Below are 19,318 nucleotides of genomic sequence, written 5' to 3'. Positions count from 1 at the left end.
AAATAAAAATTAAATATGGCTAGTATTAAACCTGCAGAAGTTTCGGAAATCCTAAAGCAGCAATTACAAGGATTAAAAACCGAAGCAGAACTGGAAGAAGTCGGAACCGTATTGCAAGTTGGGGATGGTATCGCCCGCATCTACGGTTTATCGCACGTTGAATCCAATGAGTTGATTGAATTCCAAAATGGCGTTTTAGGTATTGTATTGAACCTCGAAGAGGACAATGTCGGAGCTGTTCTTTTGGGAGAAACTCAAGGAATTAAAGAAGGTGATGTTGTAAAACGAACCAAGCGAATTGCCTCAATCAATGTCGGTGAGGGAATGTTAGGACGTGTAATTAATACCATTGGTGAACCTGTTGATGGAAAAGGGGAAATAAAGGGTGTAACATACGAAATGCCATTGGAACGTAAAGCTCCCGGGGTACTTTATCGTCAGCCGGTAACCGAGCCTTTGCAAACAGGATTAAAGTCGATTGATGCGATGATTCCGATTGGACGCGGACAGCGTGAGTTAATCATTGGTGACCGTCAAACCGGTAAAACAGCAATCGCAATTGATACCATTATCAATCAGAAAGAATTTTACGACAAAGGAGAGCCGGTTTATTGTATCTATGTAGCTATAGGACAGAAAGGTTCTACTGTAGCAAATATTGCCAGAACACTTGAGGAGCATGGAGCAATGGCCTATACGGTTATTGTGATGGCAACAGCAGCTGATCCGGCTGCATTGCAGTTTTATGCCCCTTTTGCAGGAGCTTCTATTGGAGAGTTTTTCCGCGATACAGGTCGTCCTGCATTGATTATTTATGATGATTTATCGAAACAAGCGGTATCATACCGTGAGGTTTCTCTGCTGCTTCGCCGTCCACCAGGGCGTGAAGCATATCCAGGTGATGTATTTTATTTGCACTCAAGATTGTTAGAACGTGCGGCTAAAATCATTAATTCAGATGAGATTGCCCGTCAGATGAATGACTTGCCTGAGAGCATGAAAAATGCTAAGGATAAGAATGGTGAATCGATTATCAGAGGAGGAGGTTCTTTGACTGCACTTCCAATTATCGAGACTCAGGCTGGTGATGTATCAGCATACATTCCAACCAATGTAATTTCGATTACCGATGGTCAGATTTTCTTGGAATCAGATCTTTTTAATGCTGGTATTCGTCCTGCAATTAATGTAGGTATCTCGGTATCTCGTGTGGGTGGTAATGCTCAGATCAAATCAATGAAGAAAGTAGCGGGTACTTTGAAGCTGGATCAGGCTCAATATCGTGAATTAGAGGCTTTTTCCAAGTTTGGTTCTGATATGGATGCTGCAACCCGTTCTGTTTTAGATAAAGGTTCAAAGAATGTGGAAATCTTAAAACAAGGACAATATTCACCTTACACCGTTGATAAGCAGGTAGCTATTTTATACTGCGGATCACAAGGATTATTGCGTAATGTTCCTGTAGATAAAGTAAAAGAATTTGAAGTTGAATTTCTTGATTTCATGGCTATGAAGCACAAAGCTGTGTTAACTGAGCTGGGATCGGGAAAATATACTCAGGAAGCACAGGATATCATGAAATCCGTTGTGAATGAGTTATCTGCGAAATATAAATAATTAACAATTAGTAATTAATAATGAGGAAGATAACTCATTAATTATTAATTGATCATTGCTAATTATGAATTAGAATAAATGGCTAATTTAAAAGAAATTCGTACTCGTATTTCATCGGTTCAGAAAACCAAACAGGTTACTGCTGCGATGAAAATGGTTTCTGCTGCCAAATTAAAAAAGGCTCAGGATGCTATCGTGCAAATTCGTCCATTTGCGGCTAAGCTTCATGAGATTTTATCGAACCTGACTGGAAGTTTGACTAATTCTGATGATAACTTATACGGTGTGGAGAGAGAGCCTGAAAAGGTTTTGTTGGTTGCGATTACATCTAACAAGGGCTTATGCGGTGGATTTAATGCAAATGTAATTAAGCAGGTTACTATTTTGGGTGAGACTACTTACGCTGAACAAAAGCAGCGAGGTTCACTGCACATATTGGCAATTGGAAAGCAGGGATTTGAAATTCTTCGTAAACATTTCAATGTTGTTGGAGAATACAATCATGTGTACGATAATTTGAACTTTGAAAGTGTTTCGGCTATTGCTTCTTTCGTTATGAAAGAGTTTGTAGAAGGGAAATATGACAGAGTTGAATTAGTTTACAATCAGTTTAAAAATGCGGGAGTACAAATTCTAACAACCGAACAGTTTTTGCCAGTAGTTCAGCCCGAAGAGGATATGAGCAGTCAGACAGAATATATTTTTGAACCAAATCAGGAAGAAATTTTAGATGAGTTGATTCCAAAATCTTTAAAAACACAATTTTATAAGGCAATGCTGGATTCTTTTGCTTCGGAACACGGAGCAAGAATGACAGCAATGCATAAGGCAACAGATAATGCTTCTGATTTAATTCAGGATCTGAATCTGACCTACAATAAAGCCCGTCAGGCTGCAATCACCAACGAAATTTTGGAGATTGTATCAGGAGCAGATGCATTGTCCAGCTAATGCCATTTTAAAGACCATATTTAAACGATTTATATTTGCTGCAAGCTCACCTTAGGGTGGGCTTTTTTTTTAGAATAGACTTGTTTTTGTGATGAATTTAGGCCAGTCTGTGATAGCTACTTATACAGACTGGCCGAAATTCTAAATTTACAATGACTGTTAAGCTATAGCAATTGATCCTTTTCACAATTGGTGCGATGTATTTCCCAGACAATTGTGTTAAATCAAATGAAAAAGTATACAACGTGTCCAGATAGGGGAAATAGATTGGTTTTGAAACAGCAGTTCCAATACCGTGTAACTTACCAATATAAGTTTATCATTTTACTACAGACAGCACGGGACTGCTCCATTAAATTCCCAGTGGTTCATGATATGTTGGATTGTTCTGATGGTGAAACAGGACAAAAAAAAATCCCCATCCATTCCGGATGAGGATCAATTGTATTCCAAAAGCCAATGGCTAAAATGCCAATAGCTGGATTATTCTTTTATCTCGTTAAGAGCTTCACTTACATTGATGCAGTAATCACCTATTTTTTCACACTCAGAGAACAGATCGTTGTAGATAATACCAGCCTGATATTTGTATTTATGTTCCTCAACATTGTTTAAATGTTCTGTTTTTAGGAGAGTTCGGTAATCATTTATTTCACGCTCAATTTCCCAGGCTTTTTTGATTTTTACTTCCGCAAATTCTTTTTTAGTGTTTTCATGCATCACATCAAGAGCTTCGTCAACCAAGGCGAACATATTGTTGATATTATCTCTCAATTCCTGAGGAAACCATGCTTTTTGTTCACGTTTCCTTTTCATTGCTTTGGCGAGGTTAAGAGTTGAATCACCAACACTTTCAATATCACTTACCATTTTAAAATAAGCACGAACTCTTTCCGAGTTTTCAGAACTTAGTCTGGTTTCAGACACTTTAGCAAGAAAGTTGGCAATTTCCACTTCCATATCATCACTTTCATCTTCTCTTTTGTCAATTTTCTCGAAAAGTTTATTGAAAGTTTTATCATTAGTTTCGTTAAATGCCTGCTTGGTATAGCTAAACATTTTCTTCGTGCTTTTTACGTATGCACTGATTTCTTTTTTAGCTAAAAATAAAGATGCTTCTGGAGTAGAAAGAGTTCCAGTTTTTATGTGCTGAAGTTTGAATTCCTCTTCTACATCTTCCCGAACAGGAACCAGTTTGGTAACTACTTTTACTATGAAATTGGCAAACCAAATCAGGATAACAACATTTAGAATATTAAATCCGGTATGAAATAATGACAAAGAAATAGGTACGGCAGCTGTGTTTGTAAAAGGATTGCCTCCACCAAGAATAGTCATGTTAACCCAAGCAACCATCTTTAAGAAAAATGGCAGTGCAATCAGCATCCACATAACACCAAAAGTATTAAAGATTAGATGGGCTCTTGCAGCTCTTTTAGCTGAAGTGTTGGCAATCATTGCGGCAAGATTCGCTGTAATGGTAGTACCAATATTTTCTCCCAGTACCATAGCAGCAGCCATTTCGAAACTAATCCATCCACTATTACACATTACTAAAGTAAGTGCCATGGTAGCTGATGATGATTGAATTAAAATAGTAAGAAGGGTTCCGATAGTCAAAAATAGTAGGGAAGAAGCAAATCCCATGTCCGTATAGCTGGTCAGGAAATTTAGAATTTCAGGATTGTTTTTGATATCAGGCATTGAAGTTTTAAGAAATTGCAAGCCTATAAAAAGCAAGGCAAATCCCATAATCAATTCACCCCAATTTTTCTTTGTGCGATTTTTTGAAAACAGGAATGGAAGACCTAAACCTATTAAAGGCAAAGATATTGCACTCATACTAACCTTAAATCCCAAAAGTGAGATTAACCAGGCAGTAACCGTAGTACCGATATTGGCACCCATAATTACTCCTATTGATTCTACCAGCGATAACAACCCGGCATTTACAAAGCTAACCACCATTACAGTTGTTGCTGATGACGACTGAATAAGGGCAGTAATTAACACACCGGTCATTACACCTTTAAATCGGTTGGAAGTCATTGCTGCGAGAATGGTTCGCATCTTGTCTCCGGCAACTTGTTGAAGAGATTCACTCATCAATTTCATTCCGTAAAGGAATAAGCCTAAAGACCCTATAAGTGTTAAAATATCGGTCAATCCGTAATTCATAACTTATTTAGTTTATTTGTTTTTCAATAGATTAGTAGCTGTTAAGGCCGCAAAAATAGAAGATATTTGCAAAACCTCTAATTTTTTATCGTGTTAATTGAGTATTAAGAAAAAGTAAAAATAAGCTTAGAAAAATGTTACAATAAAATGGCACCGAGATTTTTTATAAATTTTTAACGCTTACTAATTGTTTTGATAGTAAGTTGATTGTGTGCAGGCTTGCATCAGGAAAATTGGGATTCATATTTAATTTTTAATGAAATTTGTGAATAATTGAGATTTAATCATTTAAAACACACTTGTTTTTGGCAATTAATTTGTTAAAAACCAACTGGTTTCATTGAATTTGTATAATTTTGAAGCTTAATACCATTAACAGATGCGTATTAGGATTCTATACAATCATCATCTTTTGATAAAATGATTATAAGTCGTATTTTCGCCGAAATCTAAAAATAAAAACGAGAAGATCTCTTTAGCAGGATAATAGTATGTGGAACAGAATTGCAGGATTAATTCTTAGGAATAGAATTTTACTTTTGGTGATAGTTGGACTTATCACAATATTTATGGGATACAAAGCTCAATTTGTGGAGATGTCCTATCAGTATGCGGCACTTCTTCCTGATGATGACCCTGCATCTGTGGAATATGAGCGTTTTAAAAACACTTTTGGGCAAGAAGGAAATGTAATGGTTTTTGCCGTTCAGGATACCGATTTTTATGAACTTGAGAAGTTTAACGATTGGATTGCCTTAGGAGACAGCCTGAAAGCTTTGGATGGAATTGATGCCGTGGTTTCCATTGCACACACCTACAATATCAATAAAAACAATGAAGCGAAGAAATTTGAATTTCAAACAATATTCCCAAAGAAACTAAATTCCCAGGAAGAATTAGATAGTCTTGCTATTGTTGCCGAGTCATTGCCATTTTATCAAGGCAGCTTAATTAATAAGGAATCTCATACATATTTGATGGGAATTACGGTGAACGGCAGAATTATTAATTCGAAAGCGCGTGAACCAATGGTTGTTAAGGTTCGGGAAATTACTGACCGGTTTACAGCCAAGTACGATTTGGAAATGAAATACTCGGGACTTCCTTATATTAGGGTAGTTACCGCGCAAATGATTAAAAAGGAGATGAAAATGTTTATTTACCTTTCTCTTCTAATTACTGCGATTATTTTATTTATGTTTTTCCGCTCTTTTAAAGTGGTTTTCTTTTGCATGTTGGTTGTTGGTTTGAGTGTAATCTGGGCGGTTGGATCAATGGTCTTGTTCGATTACAAAATTACTTTGCTTACCGCAATGTTACCGCCATTACTGGTGGTAATCGGGATTCCGAATTCGGTTTTTCTCATTAATAAATATCACGGAGAATATATTCGGCACAACAACAAGATAAAAGCTTTGCAACGTGTTGTCTCTAAAATTGGAAATGCAACTTTCTTGACCAATCTTACTACAGCATCAGGTTTTGCCACTTTTATAGTGACTTCCAGTCAGATATTGAAGGAGTTTGGTGTGATTGCGGCCTTAAATATTATGGTGGTTTTTGTTCTTTCATTACTTCTAATCCCAATCATTTTTAGTTTTTTAAACCCTCCGGATCAAAAAGCAACAAGTCATTTGGACAATAAAATGACTGTTTGGTTTGTGGGCAAATTGGTAAAGATTGTATTGAACAGACGGACTGTAGTTTATACTGCGGCATTTATTTTGGTTGCCATTGGGGGTGTTGGAATCAGCAAAATTAAAAGCACTGGTTATATGGTTGATGACTTGCCGCATGACAATGTAATATTTCAGGATCTGAAGTTCTTCGAAAAGAACATGGATGGAATTATGCCTTTGGAAGTGATGGTAGAAACCAAGAAAAAGGCAGGCATTTTAAAGTTATCAACCTTAAAACGATTAAATGCTCTTAACGATACGTTAAAATCATATCCTGAAATATCATCATCTGTTTCGATTGTTGAGGCGGCTAAATTTGCCAATCAAGCTTACTTCAACGGCAAGGAAAAATACTACAAATTGCCAACCAGCAATACTCGAAATGTGATAATGTCCTATTTGGCCAAGGCCGATACTGGTGATGATTCTAAATTGTTCAGCACTTTCGTGGATTCTACTCAGTCAATTACCCGAATGAGTTTTCGAATGAAGGATATTGGAACTACCAGAATGGAAGAAATGGAGCAAAGAATTCTTGCCCGTGTAAGTGAAATTTTCCCTGAGGATCAATACACTGTTCATGTAACAGGATCCAGTATCATCTTTTTTAAAGGGAATAAATATCTGGTAAAGAATCTATTTATAAGTCTTGCTTTGGCAATTTTTCTTATTGCCTCATTCATGGCCTGGATGTTTTCTTCCAAAAGAATGGTTGTGGTTGCTTTGCTGCCAAACATTTTGCCATTGATAATTACAGCAGCACTAATGGGCTTTTTCGGTATTCCTATTAAGGCATCAACCATATTGGTGTTTAGTATCGCATTTGGTATTTCCGTTGACGATACCATTCACTATTTGGCTAAATACCGTCAAGAATTAAAAGCAACCAATTGGAGTATTCGATCATCTGTTGTTCTTGCACTTCGCGAAACCGGGCAAAGTATGATGTACACCTCTATCATTTTGTTTTTCGGTTTCGGTATTTTTGCTTTATCTGATTTTGGAGGAACTGTTTCTTTGGGGATACTGGTGTCGGTAACTTTACTTTCAGCAATGCTCTCCAACTTAATTTTGTTGCCATCATTGTTGCTGACTCTTGAGAAGTTTATTACCAACCGATCGTTCAAAGAACCACTGCTTCAGATTTTCGATGAAGAGGAAGATATTGAACTGGATGATCTTAGAATTGCTCCGATGGAAAACAAAGAGGAAAAAGAAAGCCTTGTGAATTGATTTTTTTATATTTTAGTGAGCTGTTTCTGAAAGCTATTCTATAATTGCCTTTAGCGATTTCTGATTAAAAGCATAAATCTCATTTGAGGTTTTTTTGAGTTCCTGTAAATCGATCTCAGATCTAACTTCTTATATCTAAATTCTATAAAAAAATGTATAGTTTTAATGAACTTCATGAAATTATTGAAAAAGAGATAGATGGACTGGAGTTTTCTGCTCCGCCGGAAGGTCTTTTCGAACCAATGAAATATATATTAGGTATTGGAGGGAAGCGGCTTCGCCCAATTTTAGTTCTGCTGGGTGCTAATTTATACAAGGATGATCTATCAAAAGTTTGTTTGCCTGCTATCGGCATAGAAATATTTCACAATTTCACACTTTTGCATGATGATGTAATGGACAACGCTCCAATTCGCAGAAAGAAGAAAACAGTTCACGAAAAATGGAACAGTAACGTAGCTATTCTTTCTGGTGATGCCATGTCTATTAAAGCATATCAGTATATTGGTTCCTGCGAAGACAAATATCTGCGCGATGTTCTTACTGTGTTTAATCAAACAGCATTGGAAGTTTGTGAGGGACAGCAGTTCGATATGGAATTTGAAGATAGAAATGATGTTGAAATTGAAGAATATTTAAATATGATTCGATTGAAGACAGCAGTTCTATTAGGAGGAAGTCTAAAAATGGGAGCAATAATGGGTGATGCCAGCTCAAAAGATGCTGAGTTATTATACCATTTTGGTGTGAATTTAGGTATGGCATTCCAACTTCAGGACGATCTTTTAGATGTTTTTGGTGATGAGGCTGTTTTTGGAAAGAAAATTGGTGGTGATATCTTATCCAATAAGAAAACCTTTCTTTTAATTAATGCTCTGGAAACTGCTTCGGGAGATGTCGAAAAAGAATTAAAGTTCTGGATTACAACAAAATCTTTTAATCCGGAAGAAAAAATAAAGGCCGTAGGAACTATTTATGAGCAATTGAATGTTCGTGAATATTCACAGAATAAAATTGAGAATTATTTTGCTTTATGTCTCGAATATCTTGATAAAGTAGATGTTGATGCCGAAAAGAAAAAGGAACTATATTCATTGGTTAAAGGTTTAGTCGATCGTTCCGTTTAAGAATGTTAAAAATTCAGATTACATTCTCCTTTATTGACAAAAAATTCTAAATTTGTTGTCACGCGATATTAATGATCCAAAAAATTAATGTAAATGTCACAAAATACAGGCAAAATTGTACAGGTTATCGGACCTGTTATCGATGTAAGTTTTGATAAGGAAGGAACCAAGCTTCCTGAAATTTACGATTCTTTAGAGGTCGTGATTGAAAATGGTAAAAATTTGGTTGTTGAGTGTCAGCAGCATATTGGTGAAAATACTGTTCGTGCCATTGCAATGGATTCAACTGACGGTTTGCGTCGTGGAATGGATGTAATTGCAACAGGTTCGCCTATTATGATGCCTCCCGGAGATAAAATCAAAGGTAGATTACTAAATGTTGTCGGGGATACCATTGATGGAATTGGTTCTGTTAGTAAAGAAGGTGGTTATACAATTCACCGAACTCCTCCGGCATTCGATCAGCTTAGTACAGAATCAGAGGTTTTCTATACTGGTATTAAGGTAATTGACCTTATTGAACCATATGCAAAGGGTGGTAAAATTGGTTTGTTTGGTGGTGCTGGTGTTGGTAAAACAGTATTGATTCAGGAATTAATTAATAATATTGCCATTGGTCAGGACGGTTTATCTGTATTTGCTGGTGTTGGTGAACGTACCCGTGAAGGAAATGACTTGCTTCGTGAAATGATCGAGTCAAGAGTTATTCAATACGGAGAAGCGTTTGAAAAAAACATGGAAAAAGGCGGATGGGATCTCTCTCTAGTTGATAAAAAAGCTTTGGATAACTCTCAGGTATCACTCGTTTTTGGTCAGATGAATGAACCACCAGGAGCACGTGCCCGTGTTGCTCTTTCGGGACTAACTGTTGCGGAAAGTTTGCGTGATGGTGATGAAAAATCAGGTGGACGTGATATTCTTTTCTTCGTAGATAATATTTTCCGTTTTACTCAGGCGGGATCTGAGGTTTCGGCACTACTTGGCCGTATGCCTTCGGCAGTAGGATATCAGCCAACCCTGTCAACAGAAATGGGAGTGATGCAGGAAAGAATTACCTCAACAAAAAGAGGTTCAATTACATCGGTTCAGGCGGTTTATGTTCCTGCGGATGATTTAACAGATCCTGCTCCGGCAACAACTTTTGCCCATTTGGATGCAACCACTGTATTGAATCGTAAGATTTCTGAATTAGGAATTTATCCTGCGGTGGATCCATTGGATTCTACTTCCCGTATTCTTTCAGTAGATGTTGTTGGTGAAGCTCACTATAAATGTGCTACAGATGTAAAAGAGATTTTGCAGCGATACAAAGAATTGCAGGACATTATTGCGATTTTGGGAATGGAAGAACTTTCTGAAGAAGATAAATTGGTCGTGCACCGCGCTCGTCGTGTACAGCGATTCTTATCACAGCCATTCCACGTTGCTGAGCAATTTACCGGATTAAAAGGATGTTTGGTTTCTATTGAGGATACTATTAAAGGTTTTAACATGATTATGGATGGTGAAGTTGACCAATATCCGGAAGCTGCTTTTAACCTTGTTGGTACAATTGAACAAGCTATCGAAAAGGGTGAAAAATTGTTGGCAGAATCTGAAAAAGAATAAAAAGACACCTAAAATACTTGAAGTGTAAGTGCTTGTAAATTAGAATTTTTAATTATGCATTTGGAAATTGTTACGCCTGAAAAGAGTCTGTATTCCGGAGAAGTTGAACTGGTTCAGTTGCCAGGAAAAAACGGATCTTTTGAAATATTGAAAAACCATGCTCCAATTGTTTCAAGTCTGGAGAAAGGAACGATTAAACTTAAATCAGTTGGAGGTGAAGAAATTTTCTTTGAAATCAACGGAGGTGTTGTTGAATGTAAGAAAAATGTAATTTCAGTATTGGCAGATAACTAGAGAAAATAGAAGTTCGTATTTAGTACGATAGTAATCAGTACTTAATATTGGCAATACAACTTATCGTAAAGAGACTTTAGAATTTCTAAAGTCTCTTTTTTTATTGCCAACATTGTGGATTTACTAACTACTCTTACTATTTTTGTGACGATAATTGTTTAAACAAAAGCTGTAAATAGTCTATTTACGCCGTACCAGATACTAGAAAAAATGCCTAAAAAATTCCTGATTATTCGTTTTTCTTCCATAGGTGATATTATTCAATGCATGACAGCTGTTGATGGTATTTTAAACCATTATCCGGATGCTGAGATTCATTGGATTGCGAGAAAGGACATGTCTTCTTTTTTAGCGATGGATCAGCGTATTTACAAAGTTTGGGGATTTGATAGAAGACAGGGATTTAAAGGTCTTATAAAGCAGGCAAAAGAGCTTAAAAAGGAAAAATTCGACTTTGTTTACGATGCTCACAGCAATATTCGATCGATTGTGCTGAAAACAGTATTGGTACCACGATGGAAACGTTGGTTCGGTATTGGATCTAAATATACCATGCGGAGCAAAGATAGAATCAAAAGAATTTTGTTATTCAAGTTTGGTATTGATCGTTTTCCAATGCCTTTTAAAGGAATGCTTTCGTATCGGAAACCTCTTGAAAAATGGGGTTTAACAGATTATTCAAAAGTCAATGCCAATTGGTATTTTCCTGAGGAGTTAAAGCAGAAAATGGAGGAGAAGGTTTTTTCAAATTTTAAGGGGGAACCATCTAAATTGGTCACTTTGGTTCCTTCTGCAGCCTGGATGATGAAACGCTGGCCTGTCTCTCATTGGCAAAAGTTGGTGCAGCAATTGCCGGATTATCATTTTGTAATTTTAGCCGGACCCGATGATGTATTCTGTGGAGAAATTGAGGCTGCAGCAAAAGAAAGAGTTCTGAACCTTAGCGGAAAAACCAATTTACTGGAATCCTGTTATTTGGTTCAGAAATCGAACTTGGTAATTTCCGGTGATACTGGTTTTTTGCATGCTGCAGATAAGTTTGGTATTCCTGCTTTATCTTTAATGGGGCCAACTGCATTTGGATTTACCACGGGAGAACACATCAAAACCCTCGATGTGGATATGAAATGCCGGCCATGTACAAAAGATGGCTCAGGGAAGTGCAAACAAAAGGTTTACCAGCAATGTATGGTAGATATTACTCCGGAATGGGTGGCCAAAGAAGTGATTCAACGGATGGCCTGAATTATTTTAATCAGTTAACAGATATTTAACACGCTTATTTAAAACAATTAAAAATAAAAGCATATATTTGTATCGCACGCGATACAAATTGGAATGGATTTTTTCGAAATGCAAAACAAACACAAACGATAAAAATAGTCGAAATGAAAAAAATTGCCTTACTGCTAATATTTGCTGTAGGTTTGATGTCTTATCAGACAATAGCACAAACAGAGACAAAGAAAGATTGTAAAAAAGAGAAATGTATGAAAGAAGTATTGTATGGCTTTAAAGTAGCCTCTTTAACTGGTGCGGAAGTTGATTTGAATCAGTATAAAGGAAAAGTTGTTTTGGTTGTTAATACGGCAAGTAAATGCGGTTTAACGCCACAATACAAAGGTTTGGAAGCAATGTATCAGAAATACAAAGACCAGGGATTCGTAATTTTAGGATTTCCGAGTAATCAGTTTCTGGAACAAGAGCCTGGAACATCGGAAGAAATTGCTGCTTTTTGTGAGAAAAACTATGGCGTAAGCTTTCCAATGTTCGAGAAAATTGAAGTTCGTGGGGAAAATGCTCATCCTCTTTATAAAATGCTGACTGAAGAAAAACCGTTTTTAGGTTTTGATGATTCAGAATCGGGACAAAAATTCAAGGGATTCATCAGTGAAAAATTTCCTGAGATTTATGAAGGAAACGGGATCAAATGGAATTTCACCAAATTTATTATCGATAGAAATGGAAAAGTGGTAAAACGAATTGAACCAAACGTTGCTCCTGAAGATTTTGAAGATGAAATAAAAGGAATGTTATAATTCTGATTGTGAATCAGAAAAAATATGAAAAGAGACTTCAATTGATTTGGAGTCTCTTTTTTATGTTTTAACTCAATACAGATGATTTTTATTGATTGTCGAACCAAGTTATAAAGCGTTTAATTCCTTCTTCGAAACTAACTTGTGGATTGTAACCAATCAGTTCTTTTGCACGGGAAATGTCAGCATAGGTTCGTTCCACATCACCTGCCTGCATTGGCAGATGATTGATTTTCGGTTCGCATTCAGCGTTTTTCGCTATTATCTCAATCATGTCGCGAAGAAGAATTGGATAGCTGTTGCCCAGGTTTATGGTTTCAAAAACCTGTTCGTGATTGAATAGATAGTTGCAACTTTTTACAATTCCCTCCACAGTATCATCAACGAAAGTATAATCTCTTGCCGTTGAACCATCTCCAAACATTGGAATCGGTTGCTTATTCCGGAACAATTTCAGAAATTTATGAATGGCCAGATCGGGTCGCTGACGAGGACCAAAAACAGTGAAAAATCTCATGTTAATGATATCCAAATCGTACAAATGATGGTAGCTGTGGTTTAAAACTTCGCAGGATTTTTTGGAAAAAGCATAAGGCGAAATGGCCCGGTCAACATTGTGATTTTCTGAAAAAGGAACCTCTTTGTTGTTGCCGTAAACCGATGAGGAGGAAGCAAAAGCCAGCTTTTTAATTTCCTTTTTTCGCATGAAATCCAATACATTTCGGGTTGCAGTGATATTGCTGTCGATGTATCCTTGCGGATCTTCGATAGAAGGCCGGACTCCCGCCTTGCCCGCCAAATGCACAACCAAATCAATTGGATCTTCGATGATATCCAAACTTGAATCAATCCGTAAATCCAGTTCATGAAATGTAAAGGATGAATTCTGAAAAAAAGGATCCATATTTTCTTCTTTTATATTTCTCGGATAAAATGGATCGAAATTATCGATACCAATAACTTTATATCCCAGCAATAGTAATTTTTCTGAAAGATGAGATCCAATAAAACCAGCACATCCGGTTATAAGAATGGTTCTTTTTGTTGATTTATTCTCCACAGTTTGCATATTTACTTCTGACTTATTTTTTTGGATTTGATTCAAAAAGAGTGAATCAAAATTAGATAAATCCATATCAATTATCTTCAACAACCGAAGAATTAACTTAAAAGTAAAACAAAGCTATTCTATAATCATGAAAGATGACTGATTTTGCCTGAAATATTAATTTTTTTAACTAATAGTATCCTATTGTTTGATCGTAATAAGGGTCATGTATTTCTGAAAATATGGACTGTAGCGTTTATTTCCTTTTGGTTGACGATTGTAATCGTAATGATCGATTGTTTCAAATTCCATATTTTGAAGCTGCAAGTCGGAGAACAATTCCTTTGGATTCTCAGAGGAGAAAACGACAAATGATTTCTCCTTAGGGAATTCAGTTAAATCTTCTGTATTACAAGACTTTACTTCTCGGCCAACTTCCCAAACCAATTCAATTCTAAATTCTTCCTTACCAATACTATATAGGTTTAAATCTTTTATTGATTCGATATTTCGTGCCTCCCGGATATTTTTAAATTCTTTATTTCTGTTTTGTAAACTGCTGGTGTTTGGAATTATGAACACTTCAGTAATTGTCATTAAACAAATCAAACCAAAAACAAAGTTTAGAATGTTTTTGGTTTTCCATGCCATCAGCAATAACAGAAAAATTCCTTCGGAAATAAGAGCAAAAAGAATAAATGCGAGTAATGATATTTGCTGATCCTGATAGAAAAAGATAAAAATACCAACAGGCATTACAAGAGCAACAATGGCAATTAACCAGATGTTAACTCCAAAAATGAGATTGTCCCATTTGTCAGCCGTTTTGTTTTTAAAAACCTGAAATAAGTGCTGAATTAATTGCCCGGCTAGTAAAGCGCCAGGAATTAGTACAGGAAGTAGATATCGGTCTTTTTTTTCTGGTATCAGCGATAGCAGCACAACAGCTGTAATGGTCCAGATTAGTGCAAATTTGTATTCTTTTTTGGCTTCGAATCGTTTAAGGGCATATGGAAAAATTAATGCTGAGAAAATAATCAGTGTCCAGATTCCTGATTGAATAGGGAAATTCCAATAGTAATAAAACGGACGAACATGACGGTTCATCCAAGAGCCGGATTCCAGCTTAGCAATTGCGGCAGCTTCATCAGCGTGAACCAAAGAGATAAAAACAGGCCACCAAAAGCTGATCACAATAAAAATTCCAATGGCTAATAAAAGCGGCTGCCATTTTTGTAGAATTACTTTTCCATCGTATACCCATGAATAGGCAACTAAAAATGGAATTAAAACGGCAAAAAATGCGACGGGTCCTTTACTTAAGAAGGATAAACCCAAAAAGATACCGGCACCAATAAATAATCTCCAGTTTTTATTTTCTGTTTTCCAGGCTTTATGAAAAAAGAGAATGGCACCAAGTATAAAACTATGACAGTAAATATCCCAGGTTCCGGTTCTTCCCATATAAACGATATAAAAACTTGATGCTAAAACGAGACTATTGCATAAAGCAGCTATTCTGTTTTTATTTAGGGAAATGGTGAAGAAATACATCAAGATTACCATTAGGGAACTGACCATTGCCGCCGGAAATCGAAGCATACTTACATTTTCGATTCCAAACCAGTTTCCAAATACTGCTGTAATCCATGTAGGAAGCGGTGGTTTTGCCAAGCGCAATTCGCCGTTCATTGTGGGAACAAGCCAGTTTCCTTTTTCAATCATTTCACGGGCAGTCACAAAGTTTCGTGCTTCCATGATATTCACAAAAAAACTACTGTTGGCAAAGAAGAATGCGAAGTAGCAAACCACTAGTAGAAATAAAATATGAACAGAAGTTTTGTTCTCAAACAGATAACGTTGAATCATTTTAAGTTGAGTTTAGTGATCTAACTTGTGAGATTGTTTTCGAATAAGTATGATGTTTCTGCAGTAAACCAACATCCCAAAACCCTGACCAAGAAAAAGAACAGGATCTTTTCGATAGAGAGCATAAGATAAGATCATGATTGATCCGATGATGCTGATGACCCAAAAACCCATAGGAAGTACAGATTCTCCTTTACGTTCAGAGTAGATCCATTGGTAAACAAAACGGAAAGTAAAGGTAATTTGTCCTGCTACCCCCCAAATTAAAAGAAGAGTTGGAATGTCTTCGTTTTTAAATAATTGCTGATAGTGAAATCCCCAGTTTTTTAGCATGAAAACTAAAACAACAACAGGAGTTATAATGGCAATTAGTCGTGTTAATATGGGCAAGGTTTTCCAATTGTTCTGGATGTGCAGATTTCGGATGTAAATGGAATAAGCAATCACTTGTCCCATAATAATGGCAAAATCATCGCGCAGCAAGCCGTAAATAAACAGCATCCACGAAGCCAAAATACTGATTTGCCAAAATAATACCGGAGATAAGGTTTTTCCGGCTTTTTCAGACTTTACCCACTGCACAATTAACCGTGCTGAAAACAGAGCTTGTGCAAAAAAACCAATGGCGTAAATATACATGCTGTCCATTAGCTACGAGAAATAACTTCGTAATTAATGTAACGTTTTTTCATCCAGCGATAAGCGAAACAATCTTTAAAAGGGCCAACCAAACGGTTGAAAAGATGGTATTTGGCCTCGCCTGCAATTCTTGGAAAATGGCGTACCGGAATTTGTTTTATTTCACCTTCCTGCAACATGATTAAGGCTGGAATAAAACGATGCATTCCTGTAAAGAAAGGCATTTTTTTAGCGTAATCGGTTTTCATTATTTTCAGTGGACAACCAGTATCTTCAGCGGTATCCTTAGTCATATAACGGCGAAATCCATTTGCAATTTTTGAGCTCATGTTTTTCACAAAGCTGTCTTTTCTGTTTTGACGAACACCTGTTACCAGAGCAAATTCATTTCGATGTTCCATTAATAAATCAAAATCGAACGGGGTAGTTTGTAAATCAGAATCGATGTAGCCAACAAAAGGAGTTGTTGTATTGTCAAAACCAGCCTTAATAGCTGCGCTTAAACCATGATTCTTATTTAGTTCCAAATAAGAAAAACGATCAGAATTATTGCAAATGTCTTCAATCATTTTTTGACTTCCATCCGATGAACCATCGTTCACAAAAAGTACTTTTGAGGCATATTTTGAGCTTGCAAAGTAGGCTGTAAATTCCTCTTTTACACGCTGCATATTATCTTCCTCGTTAAAAACGGGAACAATGATCGTTAATTCGAATTCTTTTTCTTGCTGGCTCATTAAGTTTGGTTTAACGAATTGGTAGTGGTTATAAGCATTGCCAAACAAATCACAATACAGATAATACATTTTTTCTAAATATACATTTTTTCAAAGATATGAATTGAATGTGTACTTTTTGATTGAAATAAGTAAAAACATAACGGGACGAGATGGTTTCTTTACTTGTAAAAGTGCAATTTTTGCCGAGACTTAAAAAGAGGAAACGGGACATTCTTAAATTTAGGAGCTAATAATACAACCTTTGAGGTTGTATTATTAGGGAATCCTTTCATTTTTATTTAGCCTTTTTAAGGTGTTTCAAAATTAGTTTTGCAGAACAGCGCCAACTATGGGTATAAGGTTTTTTAGTCTTTAAAAGAATATTTTTCATGGTGAAAAAGATAACTGGCTGTTTGATAGTAAGTAATTGCATCTTTTAATTCGGCCGGATTTATTTGTTCCACATCTTGTTCTTCTCCGGATATTTTAAAGGATTCGGTTCGTTTTACAGGCAATTGAACAATCAGTTGATCGTTTTGTAACAAGCCAATTTTTTGATAAGTGCCAATTAATGCACGGTTTGGTTTCTCCAACAGAATGTCTTTGCCAAAAAATTTGGATGTGTAATCCATATTTAAAAGCCCCAGAATAGTCGGAGCAAAATCAATTTGGGAAGCTACCGAATTGTTTTCAGATGGCTGAATAATATTTGGAGCGTAAATAATAAGCGGAATGTGGTATTTATTTACCGGAAGAGATGTTTTTCCTGCACTTGAAGCACAATGATCTGCAACAATTACAAAAATAGTATTCTTGAACCATTCGTGATCTTTTGCTTCACGAAGAAATTTAGCAATGGCATAGTCAGTATACTTAACAGCACCGTTTCTTCCTGTGTGTGATGGAATATCAATTTTTGAATCAGGGTAAGTATAAGGACGATGATTGGATGTTGTCATGATAAAATTATGAAAAGGTTTTCCTTCTTTATAACTGCTGTCGGCCACCTGACATGCTTTCGCAAACAGGTCTTCGTCGCAAACACCCCAGGCATTTTCAAATGTAATTTCACTGTCCAGAAAATCATTTCGATCAACCACATTGTATCCGTTGTTTCCAAAGAAGTAGTTCATATTATCAAAATAACCGTTTCCGGCATAAATAAAGCTTGAATTATAACCTTTTGAGGTCAATATATTCCCAAGGGTAAACATGCCTTCGTTTTTTGGTCGTTTAACGATCGAAAATCCAGGAGTTGGCGGCAAGGAGAGAGTTAGTGCTTCCATTCCACGAACTGTACGTGTACCTGTAGCATAGAAATTGGTGAAAAAAAGCGATTGCTGAACAATCGTATCCATGTTGGGAGTAATATTGTCTTTTCCGCCAAAACGAGTAAAAAATGACCCGCTCAGGCTCTCAACAGTGATCAGCATTACATTGTATTTTTTATCGTCGCCCGGATAAGTAATTTTTCTGCTTACATCAAAAACATCCTCACTTGTAAATTCACTGTTTGATGTTTTTATCAACTTTCGAAGGTTTGTAAAAGCCTCTTTATCATCGATTGATTGATAAAAGGAATTGTAGTTAAGCTCATTGTTTCGGAAGGCTGCGAAAATCTGATAGATTCCGTTGTGAGCCAGCTCATTGGAGTATGTGTTTTTAGTTATTTCTGCTGAACTTTTATTGATTGAATAGAATGCAGCAAGAGGGAACATCCACAAAATAACACAGGTGATAAGACGCTTAACGAATCGGGATTCTGAATGGATGCTAAGGTCGAAATTCTTTTTAACCAAGGCAAAAATTCCTCCTGAAACCAATAACATACCTAATAGGATAGCAGGCATTGGGTAGGACTCCCGAATATTGGAAATAACTTCGTGAGTGTAAACCAGATAGTCAACAGCAATAAAGTTGTATCGCACACTAAATTCTTCCCAAAAAAACCATTCGCCAATTCCCGAAAAAACAAGAATTCCAATCGTTACAATAAAAAACACATAAGAAATCCAGCGATGGATTTTGGAGTTAAATATTTTATCAGGAACAAACAGCAGATAGATTGTAAAAGGAATGATAAAGTAGGAAATGGTTACCAGATCGTAAAATATGCCTATGCTGTAAATTTGGATAAACCGAATAAAGCTAAGATCAACATTTTGTAAATCAGTAATTAATAGAATGGTGCGGATCAGAAAAGAAATGGCAAGGAAAATGAAACCAAACAGTACAAGACCACCAAATCGACTACGCAGGATATTTTTGAACGTCATATTTTATTAAATTATTACGAGCCAAAAAAACAACCTGATTC

The 19,318-nt window shown here is 36.3% G+C and carries 14 protein-coding genes; 8 read left to right on the top strand and 6 right to left on the bottom strand.

Going from position 1 to position 19,318, the window contains the following annotated elements; genetic code table 11:
* Positions 1-15: 15 nt before the first annotated feature.
* Together atpA and atpG are read left to right on the top strand one after the other, a co-directional pair.
* Entirely contained in the window at positions 16-1,617 is a 1,602-nt protein-coding gene (atpA, locus tag ACY0M5_RS02720; protein ID WP_461630738.1) for a F0F1 ATP synthase subunit alpha, read from the top strand.
* A 78-nt stretch (positions 1,618-1,695) separates the two neighbouring features.
* Positions 1,696-2,568, top strand: coding sequence for an ATP synthase F1 subunit gamma (gene atpG, locus ACY0M5_RS02715; protein WP_461630737.1), 873 nt, complete (start codon positions 1,696-1,698; stop codon positions 2,566-2,568).
* Between the two features lie 483 nt (positions 2,569-3,051).
* Here atpG and ACY0M5_RS02710 read toward each other — a convergent pair whose 3' ends face one another.
* Entirely contained in the window at positions 3,052-4,746 is a 1,695-nt protein-coding gene (locus ACY0M5_RS02710; RefSeq protein ID WP_124993352.1) for a Na/Pi cotransporter family protein, read from the bottom strand.
* Positions 4,747-5,237: 491 nt separating this feature from the next.
* Here ACY0M5_RS02710 and ACY0M5_RS02705 point away from each other — a divergent pair, with 491 nt between their 5' ends.
* The 6 genes from ACY0M5_RS02705 to ACY0M5_RS02680 all read left to right on the top strand — a co-directional run bounded on the left by ACY0M5_RS02705 (position 5,238) and on the right by ACY0M5_RS02680 (position 12,726).
* The gene (locus ACY0M5_RS02705) at positions 5,238-7,658 is read left to right on the top strand and encodes an efflux RND transporter permease subunit (RefSeq protein ID WP_461630736.1); all 2,421 of its coding nucleotides are present in this window, start codon (positions 5,238-5,240) and stop codon (positions 7,656-7,658) included.
* A 152-nt stretch (positions 7,659-7,810) separates the two neighbouring features.
* Positions 7,811-8,785: a polyprenyl synthetase family protein gene (locus ACY0M5_RS02700; RefSeq protein WP_156194814.1), complete on the top strand. Its 975-nt coding sequence runs from the start codon at positions 7,811-7,813 to the stop codon at positions 8,783-8,785.
* A 93-nt stretch (positions 8,786-8,878) separates the two neighbouring features.
* The gene (atpD, locus tag ACY0M5_RS02695) at positions 8,879-10,393 is read left to right on the top strand and encodes a F0F1 ATP synthase subunit beta (protein WP_124993355.1); all 1,515 of its coding nucleotides are present in this window, start codon (positions 8,879-8,881) and stop codon (positions 10,391-10,393) included.
* A 54-nt stretch (positions 10,394-10,447) separates the two neighbouring features.
* On the top strand, positions 10,448-10,687 hold the full coding sequence (gene atpC / locus ACY0M5_RS02690) for an ATP synthase F1 subunit epsilon (RefSeq protein ID WP_124993356.1): 240 nt from the start codon (positions 10,448-10,450) through the stop codon (positions 10,685-10,687).
* A gap of 210 nt (positions 10,688-10,897) precedes the next feature.
* The gene (locus ACY0M5_RS02685) at positions 10,898-11,932 is read left to right on the top strand and encodes a glycosyltransferase family 9 protein (protein WP_461630735.1); all 1,035 of its coding nucleotides are present in this window, start codon (positions 10,898-10,900) and stop codon (positions 11,930-11,932) included.
* A 143-nt stretch (positions 11,933-12,075) separates the two neighbouring features.
* Positions 12,076-12,726, top strand: a complete 651-nt coding sequence (locus ACY0M5_RS02680; RefSeq protein ID WP_461630734.1) for a glutathione peroxidase — start codon at positions 12,076-12,078, stop codon at positions 12,724-12,726.
* 88 nt (positions 12,727-12,814) lie between these two features.
* On the opposite strand, the gene ACY0M5_RS02675 is transcribed toward ACY0M5_RS02680, so the two are convergent.
* From ACY0M5_RS02675 to ACY0M5_RS02655, 5 genes are all read right to left on the bottom strand, one after another.
* Positions 12,815-13,861: a GDP-mannose 4,6-dehydratase gene (locus ACY0M5_RS02675; RefSeq protein WP_461630733.1), complete on the bottom strand. Its 1,047-nt coding sequence runs from the start codon at positions 13,859-13,861 to the stop codon at positions 12,815-12,817.
* A gap of 114 nt (positions 13,862-13,975) precedes the next feature.
* Positions 13,976-15,643 (bottom strand): ArnT family glycosyltransferase, encoded by a 1,668-nt coding sequence (locus ACY0M5_RS02670; protein WP_461630732.1) that lies wholly within the window; start codon positions 15,641-15,643, stop codon positions 13,976-13,978.
* A 12-nt stretch (positions 15,644-15,655) separates the two neighbouring features.
* Positions 15,656-16,291, bottom strand: coding sequence for a lipid-A-disaccharide synthase N-terminal domain-containing protein (locus ACY0M5_RS02665; protein ID WP_124993359.1), 636 nt, complete (start codon positions 16,289-16,291; stop codon positions 15,656-15,658).
* On the bottom strand, positions 16,291-17,019 hold the full coding sequence (locus tag ACY0M5_RS02660) for a glycosyltransferase (RefSeq protein WP_124993360.1): 729 nt from the start codon (positions 17,017-17,019) through the stop codon (positions 16,291-16,293). The genes ACY0M5_RS02665 and ACY0M5_RS02660 overlap by 1 nt, the downstream gene beginning before the upstream one ends.
* Before the next feature lie 347 nt (positions 17,020-17,366).
* Positions 17,367-19,277: an LTA synthase family protein gene (locus ACY0M5_RS02655; protein ID WP_461630731.1), complete on the bottom strand. Its 1,911-nt coding sequence runs from the start codon at positions 19,275-19,277 to the stop codon at positions 17,367-17,369.
* Positions 19,278-19,318: the final 41 nt, after the last annotated feature.

The sequence above is a fragment of the Labilibaculum euxinicum genome (assembly GCF_963678175.1).
Taxonomy (GTDB): domain Bacteria; phylum Bacteroidota; class Bacteroidia; order Bacteroidales; family Marinifilaceae; genus Labilibaculum; species Labilibaculum euxinus.
This window is presented reverse-complemented; position numbering and strand designations above follow the sequence as displayed.